Annotated in this window: 16 protein-coding genes and 3 pseudogenes; 3 read left to right on the top strand and 16 right to left on the bottom strand. The window is 67.9% G+C overall.

What is annotated here, in order from left to right; genetic code table 11:
- Nucleotides 1-83: 83 nt before the first annotated feature.
- Nucleotides 84-356: pseudogene (locus OIE74_RS27010) on the bottom strand (pirin family protein); the annotation flags it as partial.
- Nucleotides 353-865 carry an OsmC family protein gene (locus tag OIE74_RS27005; RefSeq protein WP_329388056.1) on the bottom strand — a complete coding sequence of 171 codons (513 nt, stop codon included), beginning with the start codon at nt 863-865 and terminating at the stop codon, nt 353-355. The pseudogene OIE74_RS27010 and the gene OIE74_RS27005, both read right to left, overlap by 4 nt.
- 285 nt (nt 866-1150) lie before the next feature.
- Between OIE74_RS27005 and OIE74_RS27000 the strand changes: the two are divergent.
- From OIE74_RS27000 to OIE74_RS26990, 3 genes and pseudogenes are all read left to right on the top strand, one after another.
- Nucleotides 1151-1288 (top strand): annotated as a pseudogene (locus OIE74_RS27000) (5,10-methylene tetrahydromethanopterin reductase); the annotation flags it as partial.
- Nucleotides 1285-1896: an FMN reductase gene (locus OIE74_RS26995; protein ID WP_329388053.1), complete on the top strand. Its 612-nt coding sequence runs from the start codon at nt 1285-1287 to the stop codon at nt 1894-1896. The pseudogene OIE74_RS27000 and the gene OIE74_RS26995, both read left to right, overlap by 4 nt.
- A 962-nt stretch (nt 1897-2858) precedes the next feature.
- Nucleotides 2859-4265 (top strand): RICIN domain-containing protein, encoded by a 1407-nt coding sequence (locus OIE74_RS26990; RefSeq protein ID WP_329388050.1) that lies wholly within the window; start codon nt 2859-2861, stop codon nt 4263-4265.
- Between the two features lie 22 nt (nt 4266-4287).
- Here OIE74_RS26990 and OIE74_RS26985 read toward each other — a convergent pair whose 3' ends face one another.
- The 14 genes and pseudogenes from OIE74_RS26985 to OIE74_RS26920 all read right to left on the bottom strand — a co-directional run bounded on the left by OIE74_RS26985 (nt 4288) and on the right by OIE74_RS26920 (nt 18107).
- Nucleotides 4288-4755, bottom strand: coding sequence for a DUF4913 domain-containing protein (locus OIE74_RS26985; protein ID WP_329388048.1), 468 nt, complete (start codon nt 4753-4755; stop codon nt 4288-4290).
- Nucleotides 4756-4881: 126 nt separating this feature from the next.
- Nucleotides 4882-7935, bottom strand: coding sequence for an AfsR/SARP family transcriptional regulator (locus tag OIE74_RS26980; protein WP_329388046.1), 3054 nt, complete (start codon nt 7933-7935; stop codon nt 4882-4884).
- 444 nt (nt 7936-8379) lie between these two features.
- Entirely contained in the window at nt 8380-9912 is a 1533-nt protein-coding gene (locus tag OIE74_RS26975; protein ID WP_329388044.1) for a glycosyl hydrolase, read from the bottom strand.
- Between the two features lie 161 nt (nt 9913-10073).
- A pseudogene (locus OIE74_RS26970) lies at nt 10074-10198 on the bottom strand (ricin-type beta-trefoil lectin domain protein); the annotation flags it as partial.
- A 19-nt stretch (nt 10199-10217) separates the two neighbouring features.
- A complete protein-coding gene (locus tag OIE74_RS26965; protein ID WP_329388042.1) occupies nt 10218-10850 on the bottom strand; it encodes a LysE family translocator in 633 nt (210 codons plus the stop codon).
- Between the two features lie 93 nt (nt 10851-10943).
- Entirely contained in the window at nt 10944-12176 is a 1233-nt protein-coding gene (locus OIE74_RS26960; RefSeq protein WP_329388040.1) for a glutaminase, read from the bottom strand.
- Nucleotides 12177-12334: 158 nt separating this feature from the next.
- On the bottom strand, nt 12335-13174 hold the full coding sequence (locus OIE74_RS26955) for an alpha/beta fold hydrolase (RefSeq protein WP_329388038.1): 840 nt from the start codon (nt 13172-13174) through the stop codon (nt 12335-12337).
- Nucleotides 13175-13276: 102 nt separating this feature from the next.
- Nucleotides 13277-14197, bottom strand: a complete 921-nt coding sequence (locus OIE74_RS26950; protein ID WP_329388036.1) for an NADP-dependent oxidoreductase — start codon at nt 14195-14197, stop codon at nt 13277-13279.
- Nucleotides 14198-14245: 48 nt separating this feature from the next.
- Nucleotides 14246-14668, bottom strand: a complete 423-nt coding sequence (locus OIE74_RS26945) for a (4Fe-4S)-binding protein (RefSeq protein ID WP_329388034.1) — start codon at nt 14666-14668, stop codon at nt 14246-14248.
- Between the two features lie 31 nt (nt 14669-14699).
- A complete protein-coding gene (locus OIE74_RS26940) occupies nt 14700-15008 on the bottom strand; it encodes a GNAT family N-acetyltransferase (RefSeq protein WP_329388032.1) in 309 nt (102 codons plus the stop codon).
- A 178-nt stretch (nt 15009-15186) separates the two neighbouring features.
- Entirely contained in the window at nt 15187-16440 is a 1254-nt protein-coding gene (locus OIE74_RS26935) for an amino acid ABC transporter substrate-binding protein (protein WP_329388030.1), read from the bottom strand.
- Entirely contained in the window at nt 16382-17038 is a 657-nt protein-coding gene (locus OIE74_RS26930) for a hydrolase (RefSeq protein WP_329388028.1), read from the bottom strand. Before OIE74_RS26930 ends, OIE74_RS26935 begins: the two co-directional genes overlap by 59 nt.
- A 199-nt stretch (nt 17039-17237) precedes the next feature.
- Entirely contained in the window at nt 17238-17810 is a 573-nt protein-coding gene (locus OIE74_RS26925) for a hypothetical protein (protein ID WP_329388026.1), read from the bottom strand.
- Between the two features lie 3 nt (nt 17811-17813).
- The gene (locus OIE74_RS26920) at nt 17814-18107 is read right to left on the bottom strand and encodes a Dabb family protein (RefSeq protein ID WP_329388024.1); all 294 of its coding nucleotides are present in this window, start codon (nt 18105-18107) and stop codon (nt 17814-17816) included.
- Between the last annotated feature and the right edge of the window lie 14 nt (nt 18108-18121).

Here is an 18121-nt window from a genome sequence, read left to right as displayed (position 1 = left end):
GTGGACCGTCCCGAAACGGTCACCCGGCATCCAGGCCGCACACCCCTCGGCGATCTCCTCCTGGAGCCGGGGTCGAGGCGCACGCCGTCGTGCGGCCAGCTCACCGTCCGCAGGCCCATGTGCGGGTGGGGCGGTACCCGCATGCCGGGCTCGTCGGCGATGTCGTCCGGCCCGTAGTGGTCGACGAAGCACCAGGCGCCCACCATGCGCCGTCCCGGATTCGGCAGCAGTCTGCGCACGACCGTGGCGCCCAGGTTTGCCTCGCGGGGGTTCAGTGGCTCCCTGACGGGCGGTCCTGACACATCGGCCCGGCCTCCGCGCGCACGGAGGCTGGGCCGGAGGTCGAGGTCACTCATGACGACCGCGTCCCTTCTGTCGCGGCGGGCCGCGGTACGGAGTCGCGCCGTCCCGGGCGCTCGGGCGCGGGCACGATGGGCACTTCACCCCGTACCGCCCTCGTGACGGGGGTCCTGTCGGCGATCTCCAGTGGCCGCGCACGCTGATCGTCGTCGAGGTCACCCGTCAGCTCGATGCGCCGGGCGATGCGGACCGCCCGGTCCGGCCCTTTCTCGTATGCCAGGTGCACCCGGACTTCGGGCAGGGGCCACTGCTTGCGCTGGGCGTACATGCGCAGGGTGATCGCCGTGCAGGAGCCCACCGCCGACAACAGCAGGCCGACGGGAGTGGGCGCCGTATCGGCCCCGCCGACGGACTCCGGCTCGTCGGCGGCCAGCGGGTGGCGGCCCGCGCGTATGTCCACTCGGTAGTCCGATCCGGAACCGGTGGCGACCACGGCCGCGGCTCGTACGCAGACGGGCTGAACGGCATCAGTCGTCCCGGTCCTCTCCGCAGTCGTCTCGGTCACGCGGGACTCCATCGCCCCTCCTCGGGAAGGTCGCTGCGCCGTCGTCCCTCTGCACGAGGAGGAGGCTTCCGCGGCAAGACAACCACCAGGGTTGTTGATTAGTCAACCGAGCCCCATGGCGACGACCGCGAGGCGCCGACGCACCCGCCGGGCGGCGGAAATAGCTACGCGACGAATCCCGTTGCGGCACAATGTTGACGCATCCACTATATGAAGGTGAACGACCATGCGGTTCGGGATCACCGCCGTCGGCGACGAGCACCACAACCCGGCGAAGATCGCGGCGGCGATGAGGTCGTACCCGTGCTGCGTGAGGAGTTCGCCAAGGGGCGCCCGGCGGACGCGTCGGAGGCTCCGACCCACCGGTCCCCGCTCGCTGCCAAGAATGCCCCGATCAATTCCCAGGAAGTGACTCTCCGATGAAGCTCGTCGTCATCTCAGCGGGCCTGAGCCTGCCCTCGTCCACTCGGCTGCTGGCCGACCGCCTCGCTGACGCCACGCGGCGGCAACTGGCCGCCGATGGGCACGCGGTGGACATCCACGTGGTCGAACTGCGCGACCTGGCGACCGATATCGCTCACGTCATGGCGACAGGGTTCCCGGGCTCGGACCTGAACGACGTGTTGGAGACGGTCGAGGAAGCGGACGGTGTCATCGCTGTCTCACCGATCTTCTCCGCCTCCTACAGCGGGCTGTTCAAGTCCTTCTTCGACGTGCTCGACAACACCGCGCTGACAGGGAAGCCCGTGCTGATCGCCGCCACCGGCGGCACGGCCCGGCACTCGCTCGCCCTGGAACACGCGCTCCGGCCGCTCTTCTCGTATCTGCACGCGACCGTCGTACCCACCGCCGTGTATGCGGCCTCCGAGGACTGGGGCGCTGCCGGCGATGGCGCCGACGGCCTCGCCGACCGCATCACCCGCGCGGGCCACGAGCTTGCCGCGCTCATGGGCGGCCGTCCGGCCACCGCCGAGAACACCGAGAGCGTTGTCCCCTTCGAGCAGCAACTGGCCGCGCTCCGGCCGGAGTAACCTCACCGCGCCCTGGGTTGGCGCTGGGGCAGGGGCTTGGAAAAGTTGGGCAAGGGCCCGTCCGCGTATGCCCCGCGCCCTGGGGTACTTGACCGCGCGTCAGGTTGCGGTGTTGGTTGTTCCCTCAGGAAATTCGCCATCGCTTCATTTGCACTGCTTGCGGTTGAACTGCCCGCGGTTTCGTGGTTCTCAGGCACGCTGACCGGGGACGGCGACAGGCCCGCTCGTTCAGTCGGCGAGGTCGGCCTCGACCAGTCTCCGTAGTCTGTCGATCGCGTCACCGGTCGCTGGTTCCGATCCGAATGTGTGAGGCTCACTGGGTCACTGGGGCCCGTTGCCAGGGCCTTGGTGAGCGCCTCCGATACCGCCTCCTTGACTGCTTCGGTGAGTTGAGTTTCGGAGGCATTCTTCTGCGGCTGTGTTGAAGGGGCTTGTTCCTGTCCCTGTTCCTGCTCGCGTCCCTGTTCCTGCTCGCGCGCCCTCCTCTTCTCCGACCTCCGAGACTTGATCGCGATCGCTCCGACACCCAATCCAGTCAGGGCGACCCCTGCCACGACACCGCTCGGGAACCCGAGCCCAGCCAAGACAGCTGCCCCGACTATCAGCCAGGCCGCAAGAACCATGGCATTGTCCGAAGCTGCGGCTCGCCGGGCCATCCGCCCCAGGGGCTTGAGTTTGGTTACCGCTCTCCCCAGTCGGCTGCTCCACCCCTTTTCTTCCTCTTTCTGATCAGGGTCGTCAACTCTGTCCGTATCGGACATGCTGTGCTCCTAACCGACTTGCGGCAAAGTGGTCATGACAGGGCATCTTGAGCAACAACGGTGAGAGACCGTAGTCGGTTCAGATCCGGCGGAGTTGAACTGTTTCCCTCCGGTGTCCGTTGCGGTGTGCGCAGAGCTGCCGTGGCGCGTGGGCCGTGCCCGTGCGAGGCCGCGCGCCGACACCGTAAGGAAGGTATGGACATGAACAGAGGTGACGAAGCCGGCGGCCCGGGGCCCGAGCCGCCCGCCCACTTCTCGGTAGTCATCTTCGGCGACGGTTCCGCCGCCATCGACGGCGATCCGGTGGCCGTGATGCCGGGCGAGCCGCTCGATGTCGCGATCCTCGACATGCTGCACGGATACGCGCGCGGCCTGAACGCTCCGGTGACGGGAGCCATCTCCGACCCGTCGGCGGGTTATACGGCGATCGTGGAGGTCGCGCCGGACGGGTCCAGCAAGCTGCTGGAGCAGCGTGAGAAGGATGCGGACGAGGAGGAGGACGAGGAGGGGCCGATCGCGGCCGGCGGCCCCGGCGAGCGTGCCCGGCAGCAACGGGAGCCTGTCGAGCCGTTCGGGTCCGGCAGGCCGCGGGCCGACACCGAGGCCGGGTCCCCGGACACCGGTCGCGAGGCGAGGACGAACGCGCTGCCGGAGCCGCCCGCGAGGCCGCGACCCACGCCTTCTCCCGCTCTTCGCGCGGTGCCGGACAAGAAGACCGCCCGGTCAAGTGCGCAGTCCCAGTCGGACGAGGAGTACGAGCGGCCGGGGCTGTTCCAGCGGCCCCTGTTCATCGGCGGAGTGGCCGCCGCCGTCGCCGTACTGGTCGTCGGCTCGCTGGTGGCGCTGGGCAGTGGCGCGGGATCGGGAGGGGCCGAGGGGAAGAATCAGGCGGCCGGTTCGGGCCAGGAGGCGAGTAACTCCCCGATGACGTTCCGGCCACCGGGCTACTCGCGACCCAGCAGCCCGGTGCCTTCGGTTTCGGCGTCGCCTTCGGTCACGAAGTCGCCGTCGCCGTCGCCGTCGTCCTCCAAGACAAAGCCCGCCCCTCTCAAGCCGAAACCGAAGCCGAAGCCCGCGGAGCCGGAGCCCGAGCCGACGCCGACGAAGCCCAGGGCGACCGGCCCCAAGTTCCCCACCGGTCCGGTCCTGATCAAGAATGAGAAGTTCGGCACCTGCGTCGATCTTCCCGGCCGGGGCGAGGGCAAGCAGCACGGCAGGGTCCAGGACGCTCGCCCGTGCGACCCGACGAGCGCCGACAACCAGCAATGGACCCTGAAGCGGACCCACAAGGGCCGCGGCACCGGCGGCGCCGACCTGTACCTGATCCGCAACGTCAAGGACGGCCGCTGTCTGGACCTGTACGACGACGACCCCGCCCCGGTCTCGATGCGGGTGAACGAGTTCAGGTGCAAGGCGACCCTTGCGGACAACATGCTCTGGTGGTTCCACAAGCGCCCCAACGGCACGTACTGGATCCGCAACCAGATGAGCGGCGACATGTGTCTCGACATATCGCGGACGGAGAAGGAGAAGCCCGCGAACGCCAGTCTCACGATCTACCCCTGCGACGACCGCGACGACCACCAGTGGCGGTTCGTGAAGAGCTGACGCTCCTCCCTGTGTACAGGGCCTAGTTCGGGCCCCTGCCCCGGTCGGGGCCGAACGGGTCGACGGCGTCGACGGGGGGCTTCTCCTTCGACCGGTGGTTGCCGGGTTTGCAGCCGGCGAAGGGACCCGACGGATCTCGCAGCGACTGCATGACCGGCCCCAGGTAGTCCCGGTGCCAGTTGGCGGGTCCGGACATCCCGGAGCCGGCGCCGGTCAAATCCGCCCAGGCGAGCCACAGGCCATGGAGCTGGGCCACCGCTTCCTGGTGCTCCCACCAACGGGAGCACCAGGGGGCGCCGGAGGTGACCTCCCTGCCGTAGACCGGCAGCAGCACATGGTGGGTCCACAGGGTCAACTGGCGCAGGGTCTTGGCGTACTCAGGCCCCTCCAGATAGAGGATGAACCGGGGCGCGGAGGGAGGCGGTTTCTCGGAGGTGCCCTCCGAGGGTGATTGAGCCTCATGTTCGACGTCAGCGGTGTCGACCGTCATCGTGTTCCCTTCCCGTGCGCATCCAGGAGAATCGTCGGGGAGGCTGTGGAATGTACGGACCGTGCCTACCCGGGGAGCACAACGCACACGGGAGGTACGAGGTTCACCGAGCCCCGTCTCATGCGGTCACGCGGCGCGAGTGCGGTCGTTCAGGCGGCAGAGCCTGTCCCTCATGGCCTCGGCGTCCGGGTGATCGAAGTTCTCCCAGATGGCCAATGCCTTCAGCCAGCTGGTGCGAGCCGCCTCGGGCTCGCCCGTGGCCAGTTGGACATCGCCGAGATTGCTCAGGGTGTAGCCCTCGCCCGTCTCGTTGGCGACGTCCCGATGTGCGTCGAGCGCCCGGCCGTAATGCTCGACGGCATCGTCGTAGCGACGGAGCTGGTGATCGATCGTACCGAGGATGTCGAGCACCACACCCTCGACCCAGCGATTGTCGATGGTCCGCAGGACGGTCAGCGACTGCTCCAGGCAGTCCTTTGCCTCGTCGAACCGGCCGAGTTGCTGGTAGGCATCGCCCAGATTGGCCAAGGCGATCGCCTGCCCCCAGGAGTAGCCGACGAGTTGGGACATGACGAGCGCTCGCCGGCTGTACTCGACGGCCTTGTCGGGTCTGCCACTGTTCAGGTAGATGTTGCCCAGGTTCGCGACGGCGTGCATCCTGCCGTACCTGTCCCCCAGTTCGCGGCGGAGGACCATCTCCTGCCGGTAGTACACGATGCTTTCGTCGAAACGGCGAAACTGCGCCAGCGCGCCGGCCACGTCCCCGAGGGACTGGGCCTCGCCTCTGCGGTCGCGGGCCGCGCGGGCGGCCACGAGAGCTGTCCGGGAGGTGTCGAGCCAGTCGTGGAGATGGCCGCGGAGATAGAAGAATCCCCACAGACTGGCGGCGAGTTTCCAGGCGATGTCCGATCTGCCGGACGCGGCGGCCTGGTGCACAGCGGCGACGAGGCTGGCGCGCTCGGTCTCGCACCAGTGCAGAGCCTGGTCGTGAGCCGTGAACGCCAGGGGGCGGCAGTCGGCAGGCGCCGGTTCCAGGAGAATGCGTCGGCGGTGCGGGGCGAGGAGGGGATATGCCGCGTCCACGGTGTGCAGGTACCAGCTGAGGAGCCGCTCCACCGCCCGGTCGCGCTCCTCCTGTGACTCGTCGGTGTCGACTCGTTCGCGGGAGTAGACGCGCAGTAGGTCGTGCACGGTGTAGCGGCCGGGCAGGTGCTCGATGAGCAGGTGCGCGTGGGAGAGTTCGGCGAGCAAACCGCGGGTCTCCCGCAGGGTGAGGCCCGCCAGGGCGGCTGCGGCGGGTGCGGAGATGTCCGGGCCGGTGTGGAGGCCCAGGAGACGGAACAGTCGCGAGGCCGGGACGGACAGGGCGTCGTAGGACCAGGAGAAAATGGCTCGTACATCGGTGCTGAGATCACCGCTGACGAAGGCGTCGAGACTTCCCTGGCTGTCGCGCAGCTCGTCGGCGATGGCGCTGAGTGGGAAGCCGGGATTGATCGCCGCGCGGGCGGCGACAACGGAGAGTGCCAGAGGTAGCCGAGCGGCGAGTGTGACGATTTCGTCCACCGCGAGTGGCTGTGCGCTCACTCGCTCGTCGCCGAGTCGGAGCCTCAGGAAGTCGCGTGCGGCTGCGGGGGTCAGCTGATGCAGAGTGAGCGGCTGCGCTCCCTCATTGACTATCAGGCTGGTGAGTTGGTTGCGGCTGGTGACGATGACGAGGCAGCTGGGAGAGCCGGGCAGCAGTGGCCGGACGTGTTCGACGTCGCGGGCGTTGTCGAGAAGGATCAGCATTCGCCGGTCCGCCAGCAGAGTGCGGTACAGCGAGGCCTGGGCCTCGGGTTGCGCGGGGATGCGCTGTGCGGGGACGCCGAGCGCGTCGAGAAAAATCCGGATGGCGTCCTCCGGCGTCACGATCGAACCGGTCGCGTCGAAACCGCGCAGGTTGATGAAGAGCTGTCCGTCGGGAAAACCGTCGGCGATCTCATGAGCCAGATGGACGGCCAGAGTTGTTTTGCCGATTCCTGCCATGCCGGTCACGACGCTGATGGTCATTGCCTCCGAGTGGCCGCCGTCCTTCGGCAACAGCGCACGTGCCTGGTCGAGTTCGGTGTGCCGACCGGTGAAAGTAGCCAAGTCGGCGGGCAGTTGGGCAGGGCGGCAGATCCGCGCGCCGGGGGCGGGTACTTGATCGACCTCTTGTCGCGGGGGCGGAGTGTACTCAAGTGACGCGTCGGCCGTCAGAATGCTGTGGTGCAGTTCCCTCAGTGCGGCGCCGGGTTCGATGCCCAACTCAGCGACCAGGGTGCTTCGCGTCTTTCGATAACACGCCAGCGCATCCGCCTGACGCCCCGATCGGTACAAAGCGAGCATAAGCAGCTGGGACAGTCGCTCCCGCAGCGGATGCTGGCCGGTCAGAGCGTAAAGCTCGCGAACAATCGACTCGTGTCGCCCGAGCTGGACATCGATGTCAAAGCGGGCCTCAAGGGTGCTCAGTCGGACTTCGCTCAGCCTGGAGCGTTCGGCCTCGGCGAGCGGGCCCGCCAGCCCGGCCAGGGGAGTTTCGTGCCACCCGTCGAGTGCGGCGTGCAACAGCGTTGACGCGGCGGACAACTCACCCGCAGCGCGCAACTTCGTGGCCCGGACGACTCGCCGCTCGAACACGCCGAGATCCAGGGCCTCTTCAGGGATGCGGGCCAGATATCCGTCAGTGGCCGAGACGATCACAGCCCGGGACTCGGAAACTCGATCGGGTTCCAGGATCTTGCGCAGCCGGGACACGTAGGTTCGCAGAACAGGTACGGCCGCCGCCGGCGGATCCTCGCCCCAGACGGCGTGGACGATCTCGGCGGTGGTGACCAGGCGGCCACGTCGTAACAACAGCGCCGCCAGTACCACCCGCTGCTGAGGCGAACCGAGCGACAGCTCCTCGCCCCCACGCCATGCCCGGAGCGGCCCCAACACGGCGAAACGCAGGGGGACTTCGTAGGCTGTGTCCACACACCGACTATACAAAGATTGGCTGTGGTTCCAGGCCGAAGCTTGTGGAGGGCGGAGGCTCGATACGCCACCCGAGGTGGATGCCGACGAGCATGACGACCGGCTGACTACCTCGCATGGGTCCTGCGTCGGCCCGGCCACGCGTGACTTCTGCGGGACGCTGTCGGAGTACTCGCGCTCGGCCACGTCCACAGTGAACCGAAGCTTCGGCAACGACGCTGTGTCCGTCGAGCGGACACGTATGTGCTCGGCAACGCTGAACCCGACAGTGAACAGCCAACAGTTTTACGTGCGGAATACTCAGTCGAGCCGGCCCGTCCCGGAGAACGCGCCCGCGCCCCCACCTGGCGCCACCCACGCCGTGTACGACGTAGAGGCCCAGCAGTACTACGTGAAACGCGACGGCCTGGTGGAGCGGTTAGGGCGTGTTTTCTGGCTACTCTCTCGCCAATCAGGTCGCGACGCCGGAGCACAGCCCCGGATCGCTCTGGAGCCATAGCCCTTGTCGCCCAGGACGTCATCGGGCCGGACCTCGGAGCCGTCCATGCTGCCGGAGCCCTCTTTTCGGGCTCCGGCAGCATGCCGGAGGGCGCGAACGACGCACCCAACGCGCCCGCAGGCCGACGAGGGTCAGCCCGCGTCGCGGAAGGTGTTGCCGCTCCCGTTCGACGCGGGGCCGTTGTAGAGGCCGGTCGGGCTCGTCTGGGTGGTGAGGGCGAACCACGCGAAGCGATCGACGTAGTCCAGCCGTCCGAGCGCGTCCGTCGATATCTTGATGAAGGCGGTCTGTTCCTGCTCGCTGGGGTATCGAGGAGCGCCCTGGGTGAAGTCGATGAGGGCGTACTCGGTCAGCCAGACCGGCTTGTTGTAGCGCTTGTGAACGCGCTCCAGATAGTCGGCCAGTTGGTAGGTGGCCCGGGAGCTGAAGTCGGAGCCGTACCAGTGCACCGGGATGAAGTCGACGCGCAGGCCCCGCTCCTCGGCTCCCTTCATGAAGCGGTCCAGCCAGCCGCCGGGCTTGTCGGCGTCGGTGGAGACCGCAGGGGCACCCAGGTTCAGGCCGGTCTTCTCCAACTGGGGCCAGAGGTCGAGTGCTTGCTCGGGAGTCATGTTGGCCTGGTCGGCCCTGTCGGGTTCGTTGAAGCCGAGGAGGTTCTTCCCCTCCCGGGCGGCGTTGCCCAGTTCTGTCTCGTTGACGGAGCCGGGGCCCCAGATCGACGGGACGTACTCGACGCCCTCCGGCTTGGCGACGTCGCCGGTGGAGGAGGTCCAGTTGTGGTACCAGGTCGCGCCGGAGTCGGCCAGTGCCTGGGTGACCCCGTCACCGGGGTTGAGCGCCACACCCTTGCCGGCTGCGTCCGCGCCGTTGGCCTTGGGCTTGGACTTGGGCACGGGCCTGGTCTTGGGGTGGGTGGGCCTGTCGGCGGGACCGGTGCCGTGGAAGGTGACGGTCAGTCCGCTGCACTCGCTGCACTGGCGTACGACCTGGTTGCCCGGTTCGGTGTCGTGCTTGGACCATGAGTAGGCGGAGGGGACCTTCTTGGCGACCGCGTTGCTGTAGGCGGTCTTCGCGTCGCGGTTCGGGTTGACGCACACCAGTGGCCTGCCCGTTGCCCGGTCCTTGGTCAGGTTCTCGGGCGGGCAGACGGAGAGCAGATCGGTGGGGCAGCCCACCGAGGCGCACGGTCCGCCGTTCTCGGGCGGCGGCACTCCGTCCGGGGTGATGGTGATCGGTACCGAGACGGCGTTGACGTAGCTGACGTTGTACCAGGGTGCCAAGGCGTCGGCCGAATCGAAGTTGAACTCGGCCAGACTGGCGGGCTGTTCACCGGTCGAGCAGCGGTCGGCGAACGGTCCGCAGTCGGCCACGGCGCAGTGGAAGGTGCTGCCCGACTCTCCGGTGCAGCCCTGGCGGGCGAAGAACTTGCCGCGCCAGTGCCCGGGGCCCGAGTGTTCGGGCATGGTGATGGTGGCGGACTCGCCGGGATCCAGTGTCGGAAGTCCTGTCGGCGTGGGAGAGCCGTCGGCGTTGACCGCGGCGCCGACCCAGATACGGCTGTCGGTCTCGTTCCGCAGAGTAACGGTGCGTTCGGCGTCCGCCGCCGCTTCGGACACCCGGTCCTGGCGGTCGCCGGGCGAGCCCTGGAAGGCCGCCGATGTCACGGCCGAGACAGCGACGACCAGCAGGAGAGCAAAGAGAAGTGGTCGGAATTTTCGAAATGATCTCACGCGCATGGAACATGCCCTTCGACTGGGGAATCGACTGCGCACACACGACGGATGCGTGCGGCTAGCGGTTCACCACATGCCCGAACGAGATCCGGCCCGTCGGGTGTGCCGGCCGCCTGTATGTCCAGACACTTGCCGAACGCCCGGAGGGTGCCGTCCCCGGGGCTGGACCAGCGCTGGCCCCGGTGCCGTCGCAGTCGTAGAGCTGAACAGCCGTACCGGCGCGCTCAGGCGGGCTGTCAGCTGGTCGCGAAGTACGCGGCGAACCCGATCAGACACACACCGGTCGTGCGCTGGATGACGCGGTCGACTCGTGCCGACACGAAGGCACGCCGTAGTTGCGCGCCCACCACCGCGTAGCCGACCGCGACGGCGAACTCCACCGCCAGGTAGGCCACACCGACCGTCAGGAGACCCGCGGTGAGCGGTCCCGGACCGGACACGAACTGGGGCAGCAGCGCAGCGAACAGCAGCACGGCCTTGGGATTGGTGCCGGCCACGACGAACTCCTCACGGCTCAGCGCCCACACGCCGCGTGCCTCTGAGTCCGCGTGCGTACTCGCGTCGTCGGCGGCTCCCGGTGCCACGCGCCGCGACGACCGCAGGATCCGCACCCCGAGATACAGCAGGTAGACGACCCCGGTCCACTTGATGGCGGTGAACAACCGTTCGGACTGCAGAAGCAGCGTGCCAAGGCCGGCGCTTACCAGCACTATCATCACGGCGAACGCGGCCAGCCTGCCGCCTACGGCGACGAGCGCTGTACGAGGGCCCTGCCGGTACGCGTTCCGTAGGCCCAGCAACTGATTGGCCCCCGGGATCACCGAGATGGTCAGGGATGCCAGCAGGAAGGCCGGCCAATCAATCGCCATGGAACGATCTCCTCAGACATGGTGAAGACAGGAACGATGCCGGCCGGACTGTTGCCGATACGGCCGCTGACCGCGCCTTCCCGCTGGGGCCGGTCAGAGGGCGTCGGGGTAACTGCCGTCTCCCAGATCGGGGTTCGGCAGCACGCCCGAGGGGTCCCGGACGGCGACCTCGCGTCCGTCCAGCCGCAGTCGGCGCAGACCTTCGAGCGACATACGACGGCCGAGATCGGAGAACGAATGCACCCTGGTGACGTCCAGAACCACGTCGGCCGTGCCGTCCGAGTCGGCCATCAGGTCCAAGAGCTCCGAAGCGGCGGTGAGTTGGACGTTGCCCCGCAGGGCGAAGGTGACCGTGCCCTGTGACTCGCTCACGTCGACGGCATCGAGCCGGCCTTGCTCGGAGGAGAACAGGTGCATCCCCATGTCCTTGGAGAGCCGCTCGAAGGCGCGACGCCCTCTCTGGCTGTTGCCGTAGGAGTCCAGGCGCGGGGAGAAAGTTCCGATGCCCACCCTGTCGGGCAGGACGCCGACGATGCCCCCGGCGACGCCGCTCTTGGCGGGGATGCCCACGCGGGTGAGCCAGTCGCCTGCCGCGTCGTACATCCCGGCCGCGGCCATCACGGCCATGACCTGCCGGGCGACGGCGGGGTCCATCACCCGTTCGCCGGTGACGGGCTGGATACCTCCGGTGGCGAGCGTCGCGGCCATCACGGAGAGGTCCCGGACGCTGACCAGGATCGAGCACTGGCGCGTATATCCCTCGACGACGGAGGGCACGTCCCCGTCGAGAATGCCGTAGGTGCGCAACATGTAGGCGAGGGCGAGGTTGCGGTGCGCGGAGCCGAGCTCTGACGCGCACACACGCTCGTCGACCCGCAGATCCCGGCCCGCGAGGCGGGAGAAGAACGTCACGGCACGGTCGACGCGCTCGTCCTGGCCGGCCTCCGCGCCGACCAGGAGCGAATGCGTGGTGATGGCTCCGGCGTTGATCATGGGATTCTTGGGCCGGTGGGTTCCCCCTTCGAGGGAGAGCTCGTTGAAGGCCTCGCCGGACGGCTCGACCCCGACGGCGTCCAGTACGCGGTCGAGCCCACGATCGATGATGGCGGCCGCGTAGGCGAACGGCTTGGAGATCGACTGGATGGAGAACTCGGTGTCGGCGTCGCCGGCGGCGTAAGTGCGACCGAGCGTCGTGGTCAGCGCCATGCCGAAACGTTCCGGATCAGCTTCGGCGAGCTCGGGGATGTAGTCGGCGTTGGCACCGCTGGTGTCGTCACGCAGGCTGTCGAGCACTTCGTCCAGGTAGTCGGGCACCGGAGTCTTCATGAGGCAGGTCCTTCTGTCGCAAGGCTGGTGTTCAGAGCCCAGTAGCACGCCTGTCACCATTTCGCCCGGCTACCCCCGCTCCCATTGAGAGCGGGGGTAGCCGTCGTCGCGGATCCAGGGCCCCTCGTTCGGATCAGGCCTGATCCAAACGACAAACCCTAGCCAAGGAAGGAACGCAGGGCTGAATTGACCTCGTCCGCATGCGTCCAGAGCAACCCGTGCGGGGCGCCCTCAATCTCCACATACTGCGCCTTGGGCAATTCCTGCCGAAAACGGCGGGCGGTGGCGTCGATGGGCAGGATCTTGTCGGCCGTGCCGTGCAGGATCAGGGCCGGCTTGCCGCTGTCGCGGACCGCTTCGACGTCGGTACGGAAGTCTTCGATCCACGCGGAGACGACCGCGTAGGCCGCCACAGGGGCACTCGACGTAGCCACGTTCCAGCTCGCGGTGACGGCCTCCTGGCTGATCCGGCTGCCAAGGTTCTCGTCAAGATCGTAGAAGTCCGAGAAGAACTGCGTGTACCAGGCGTACCGATCGCCTTTCGCCGCCGCCTCGATTCCGTCGAAGACCTCCTGCGGCACACCCTCGGGGTTGTCGTCCCGGGCGACGAGGAAGGGCTCCAGCGAGGCCAGGAACGCGAGCTTGGCGACCCTTTCATGCCCGAATCGTGAGACGTAACGGGCGAGCTCGCCCGTACCCATCGAGAAGCCCACCAGGACGGCGTCGTGAAGGTCGAGCGTCTCCAGCACGGTGTTCAGGTCCGCGGCGAAGGTGTCGTAGTCGTACCCGGAGTTCACCTTCGACGACTTGCCGAAGCCCCGGCGGTCGTAGGTGATGACGCGGTATCCGGCGGCCAGGAGATATCTCGTCTGGCGCTCCCAGCTGTGACCGTTCAGTGGATATCCGTGGATCAGGACGACCGGCTGGCCCTCGCCCTGATCCTCGTAGTAGAGCTCGACCGGCGTGCTGTTCTCATTTCCTGCGGTGATGTATCCCATTTACTTGTCGCTTTCTGGTCGCTGTGGGCGTCTCGCCGGCACACCCGTCCGGCCCGACGATGACCGGCAAGACGCTGTCGTTGTTCGCGGGACGTCGCGTCCCTACGCGGGGAGAAGTACGAGCTTTCCGCCCAGGTGCCCCGACCGGCTGACCTCCAGTGCGGCCGCCACCTCGCCGAGTGGGTACGTCCGCTGGATCGGCACCCGCAGCCGCCCCGCCTCGATGAGGGCGAGGACGTCCCCGAGCGCTTGGCGCCCGCCCGCTCCCGGCTCGCCCATGTGGATCTGGATACCGCTCCCGGCCGCGTCGAAGGCCACGAGGGAGAGGACGCGCGCCGGGCCGCCGGCGAGTTCGATGGAGTCCGGGATCTCACCGCGCCCGGAGGCGTCGAGGACCGCGTCGACTCCCTGCGGGGAGATGCCCCGTACGCGCTCGACCAGCCCCTTGCCGTAGGTGACCGGTTCCGCGCCGAGGGAGCGGAGCTGCTCGTGGTTGCCCTCGCTCGCGGTGCCGATGACGCGCACGCCCCGGTCGACGGCGAGCTGTACGGCGAACGTGCCGACACCACCGGCGGCGGCGTGGACCAGGAGCGTCTCCCCCTGGGCCACCTTGAGCTTGTTCAGCACCTCCCAGGCGGTGATGCCCGTGCCGGCCAGGGTTCCGGCCACCTCCCACGGGACCGAGGCCGGCTTGGCGACCAGCGCCGCCGGGTCGGCAAGCGCGAACTGGGCGTAGGACGGGGTGATGGAGGCTCCCAGCACCTCGTCCCCCACACTGAAGGCCGTCACGCCTTCCCCCACCTGGTCCACCACACCGGCCACGTCGGACCCGAGACCACCGGGGAGGTCGAGTGGCATCACCTGGCTCATGTAGCCGTGCAGGATCTTCCAGTCGATCGGGTTGACACCCGCGGCCCGCACCGCGAGCCGTACCTGACCAGGGCCCGCGGTGGGCGGCGGAACATCGACGACCCACAGCACGTCGGTGGTGCCGTACTCGGAGAACTGCACTGTGAGGGACATCTGCTCAACTCCTGGCTCCTGTTGGGCATGTACGTGTGAGAGGGCGGGTCAGCCCTGCGCTGTCCGACCGCAGGGCCCCGCGTGGTCGCAGTACGGCTGAAGACGGCTCTGTCCGCACCCGCACAGGAGGGCCCTGGTCTCGGCCCGCGGGCCCTCCGGCGTCCCCACGCTCAACTCGCCGCGGACGACCAGCTGTCCGCCGGAGTTGCGTGTGATCCGCGTGGGCCGGTCCGGGGTCTCCGCCTCGCCGTCCACGAGTTCGTACCGCAGCGCACCCGATGGACAGCGACGCACCACTTCGGCCAGGCGCTCAGCCTCGGCACCGTCGGGCCGGATCCACGGGCGCTCGCCCGGATCGAAGACCTCCGGCAGGCCGTTCACGCACTCGGCAGCGTGCAAGCACCGCCTGGCCTCGAAGGTCACGGTGATCGACCGGCCCTCGTACGCCTTCTTCTCGGTTCCGCCGCTCATACCGGCCTCCGTCACTGCCATACCCGGCTGTTCAGTCGCTGACTTTGCTGCGGGACTGGTACAGCAGGTCCTGGTAGTCGGGGTGCCGTGCGATCCACCCGGCGAAGAACGGGCAGGTGGCCAGCACCCGCAGGTTCGCGGCCCGCGCCTCGTCGAGGGCGGTGCGGGCCAGTGCTGACCCGACTCCCCTGCCCTCGTGCTCCGGCGAGACCTCGGTGTGTACGAACGCGATCAGTTCCGTGGTGCGGATGTACTCCGCGACGCCCGCGACCTCGGCCTTTCCGTCGACCCGGGCCTCGTACCGCTTGGCTCCGGGAGCGTCGCTCACTTCCACTGCCATGTGTCCTCCCTCAAGTCCTCCGCAGTCCTCCGCGTGAGTCTCGTTGCACACTAACCCAATCCGGTTGACGCATCAACTTGATCACGCCACAGGCGGGACCCTCAAGGCCTGGGCGAATCGACAACGGGTCGCCGGAATGTCCGGCGACCCGTTGTCGTACGACTGCGGTTGCCCTCCGTCACTCGTCGGTGAGAGCTTCCGCGTAGGGGAAGATGAGCTCTCCGGAGGACGATTCCGGCGGTGACACGACGATCTGCCGTGACCCGTTCCGGAATTGACCGACGTCGTGGCCGGTGATTCCCTGGAACTGGACCTGCAGGACGCGCGGCTCCGACCACTCGCCCTTGACCCCGAACCTGACATCGCCCATGACGGTCGGGAAGGTCTTCTCCCGTGCGTACGCCGAGAGGCTCGCGTCGTCGAAACCGCCGGTCGCTTCGACGGCCTGGGCGACCACCTGCATCTGGGCGTAGGCGAGTGGCACCATGTAGTGCCCCAGGAGGTCGACCCCGGCTTCGCCGGCCCGTTCCTGGTAGGTGCTCAGCAGCTCCCGAACGCCCGGGAACATCATTTTGGGCACCGGCGCCCAGTACTCGTAGTTCACGAAACCGTTGAGCGACGGGCCGAGCTTCGTCCTCACCGCGGTGTTCTGCGGGCCGATCATGGCACCGCCGACCATCTTCGGCCGGTAGTGGTGCGACCGGATGGTTCGTGCCAGGCCGACCGAGTCGGCCAGGTAGGAACAGAGGAACAACAGATCGCTGCCGCTTTCGGCGACCGCGTCGACAACGGGCGCGAAATTCTGGGTCGACAGCGGGTAGGTGGCCTCGTGGACCACCTTGATGCCGTACTTCTCCGCATTGGCCTTGGCGCCGAGAATGGGATTGCGCGAGAACTCGGCGTCGGCGGAGACGAGCGCCACGGTTTCCGGCCGGGGATTCTGCTCCGCCGCGAGTTCGAAGAACCCTTCGGTGAGTGCGGCATTCGGATCCGGCCCGGTGGGGATCATGGCGAAGTAGTTCGGATAGAGGAACGCGTTGTTGACGCCGAGACCCATGAGCCCGACGAAGAAGCGCTCCCGCTCCATCACCAACGGCATCGCCGGCAGCAGGGTGTTGGTGCCGTAACCACCGATGACGAGATCCACCTTGTCCTCGTCGATCAGCCGCTCGTAGATCCCGGGGACAAGGTCGGCGTCCCCTTGGTCGTCGTAGCGGACGAACTCGACAGGACGGCCCAGCAGTCCACCGCGAGCGTTGACGTCCGCGCGCCAGATCTCATGGGCGAGACGGGCCGACCGGCTGTTGTCCGCGAGGGAACCGGTCAGCGACAGGCAGTACCCGATACGGATGGGAGCCGGCGCGGTCGCGATGTCAGGCCTCGGTTCCGGTGGGCGTGGCCAGGAGCTGCGTCTCCCAGGCGTAGGCCACACCGCTGGCACCGCCGTGCTGCGCCATGACCTCGACGATGCCCGGTACGGTCTTCTCACGGGCCCAGTCGCGCTGCCACTCGGACATCACGGCAAGCCAGGTGATCGGGGTCACGCCCGCCTGGATCATGCGCCGCACCGCCATGTCGTGGGCCTCCTTCGAGGCACCGCCCGACGCGTCGGTGACGACGAAGACGTCGAAGCCCTCGCCCGCCGCCTGTATCGCCGGCATGGCCACACAGACCTCCGTCCAGAGCCCGGCGATGATCAGCTTCTTGCGTCCTGTCGCCTTGACGGCATCCACGACGCGCTCGTCCTGCCAGGTGTTGACGAAGGTCCTGTTGATCGGCTTCTGCTCCGGGAACACATCCTGCAGACCCTGGAGAAGAAGGCCACCGCGCTCCTCCAGAACGGTCGTCAGAATGGTCGGGACGTCGAACGCCTTGGCGGCCTTGGCGAGCCCGACGGCGTTGTTGATGACCATCGTCGGTTCGTGGCTGTGCAGGTTGGCGACCTGGAACGCCTGGTGGTCGATCAGGACGACAATGCTCTCCTCGGGCGTCAGCAGCGCGTTGAGTCCGGCCTTGTTCTGAGTGCTCATGGGATTCCCTTGCTGGAACTTCGCGTCCACGGGCCCCGGGCAGCGCACCGAAATCTCGATGCCGACAGTCAGCCGACCACGGGCTGGCGACCGCCTGGTGACCCCAAACCATTTGGTTGACGCGTCACCCACATTAAGCGTGGGCCATTGACACGTCAACTAGCCCCGGGAGGAGCGGATCTGACGGCGGATCCGACGATCAGCGGACGAAGACCGACCAGACCATGCGGATCGGGCGCAGCGGGGAGATGAAGCGCAGTCCGTGCCGGGTGGCAGCCGGTTCGGTGGTGAGCGCGAGGTCGTAGCGGCGCTCGGCCACGGCTTGGGCCGCCTGGCTGGTGGAGTCCGCGGTGGCCACTTCGGGCAACTGGTAGGGGGCGGGCAGTAGTTGGTCGACCAACGGTCGCGGCGATGGGTGCGTCACCACGCTCGGGCGGTTGGGCAGCGGACCGCTGTCGGCGCGCCGGGCGATGCCGTACAGCGGGGTGTCCATGACGAAGACGCCGGCCAGCGCGATGTCTTCGGCCATGTAGAAGTGGTGGATGTCCCGGTAGGCGTTGGCGACGACCACATGGCTGACGGTGCCGGCCTTCAGGTCCTCAAGGGCCTGTTCGTAGGTCGTCCTGAGCACGATCGGCGGCCCGCCGGGTAAGCGGCTCCGCAGCAGCAAGGCGGCCTGCTCGCTGCTCGTGCCCTCGGGGCCGAGCGTTCCGATGGCCAGGGGCTCTGCCGGTGCGGGCCGGATGTCGATCCAGCCCAGCTCGACGGTCATGCGTCACTCCTCGATGTCGGCGACGACCCAGGTGCTGATGGCACGCCACAGCGCCGCGGATTCCTGGTGGAAGGGGTGGTCCTGGTAGCCGCGCAGGGTGTCCTGGTCGGGCAGCAGACCAATCGCGGCGAAGTCGTAGGCGATCGGACGGTCGGAGGTGTTGCGGCCCACCTGCCAGTGCAGGAGACCGGGCACCCGCTCGCCGACGAGCCGCGAGGACCGCTCGGCCGCTAGGGCCGCGGGATCCTGCCAGTCGAAGCCTGGCTTGAATTTGAACAGCACAATATGTCTGATCATTTGCATCCTTTTCG

Source organism: Streptomyces sp. NBC_01716, from assembly GCF_036248275.1.
Taxonomy (GTDB): domain Bacteria; phylum Actinomycetota; class Actinomycetes; order Streptomycetales; family Streptomycetaceae; genus Streptomyces.
Note: the sequence above shows the minus strand (reverse complement) of the source record. Positions and strands in the feature narration are given on the sequence as shown.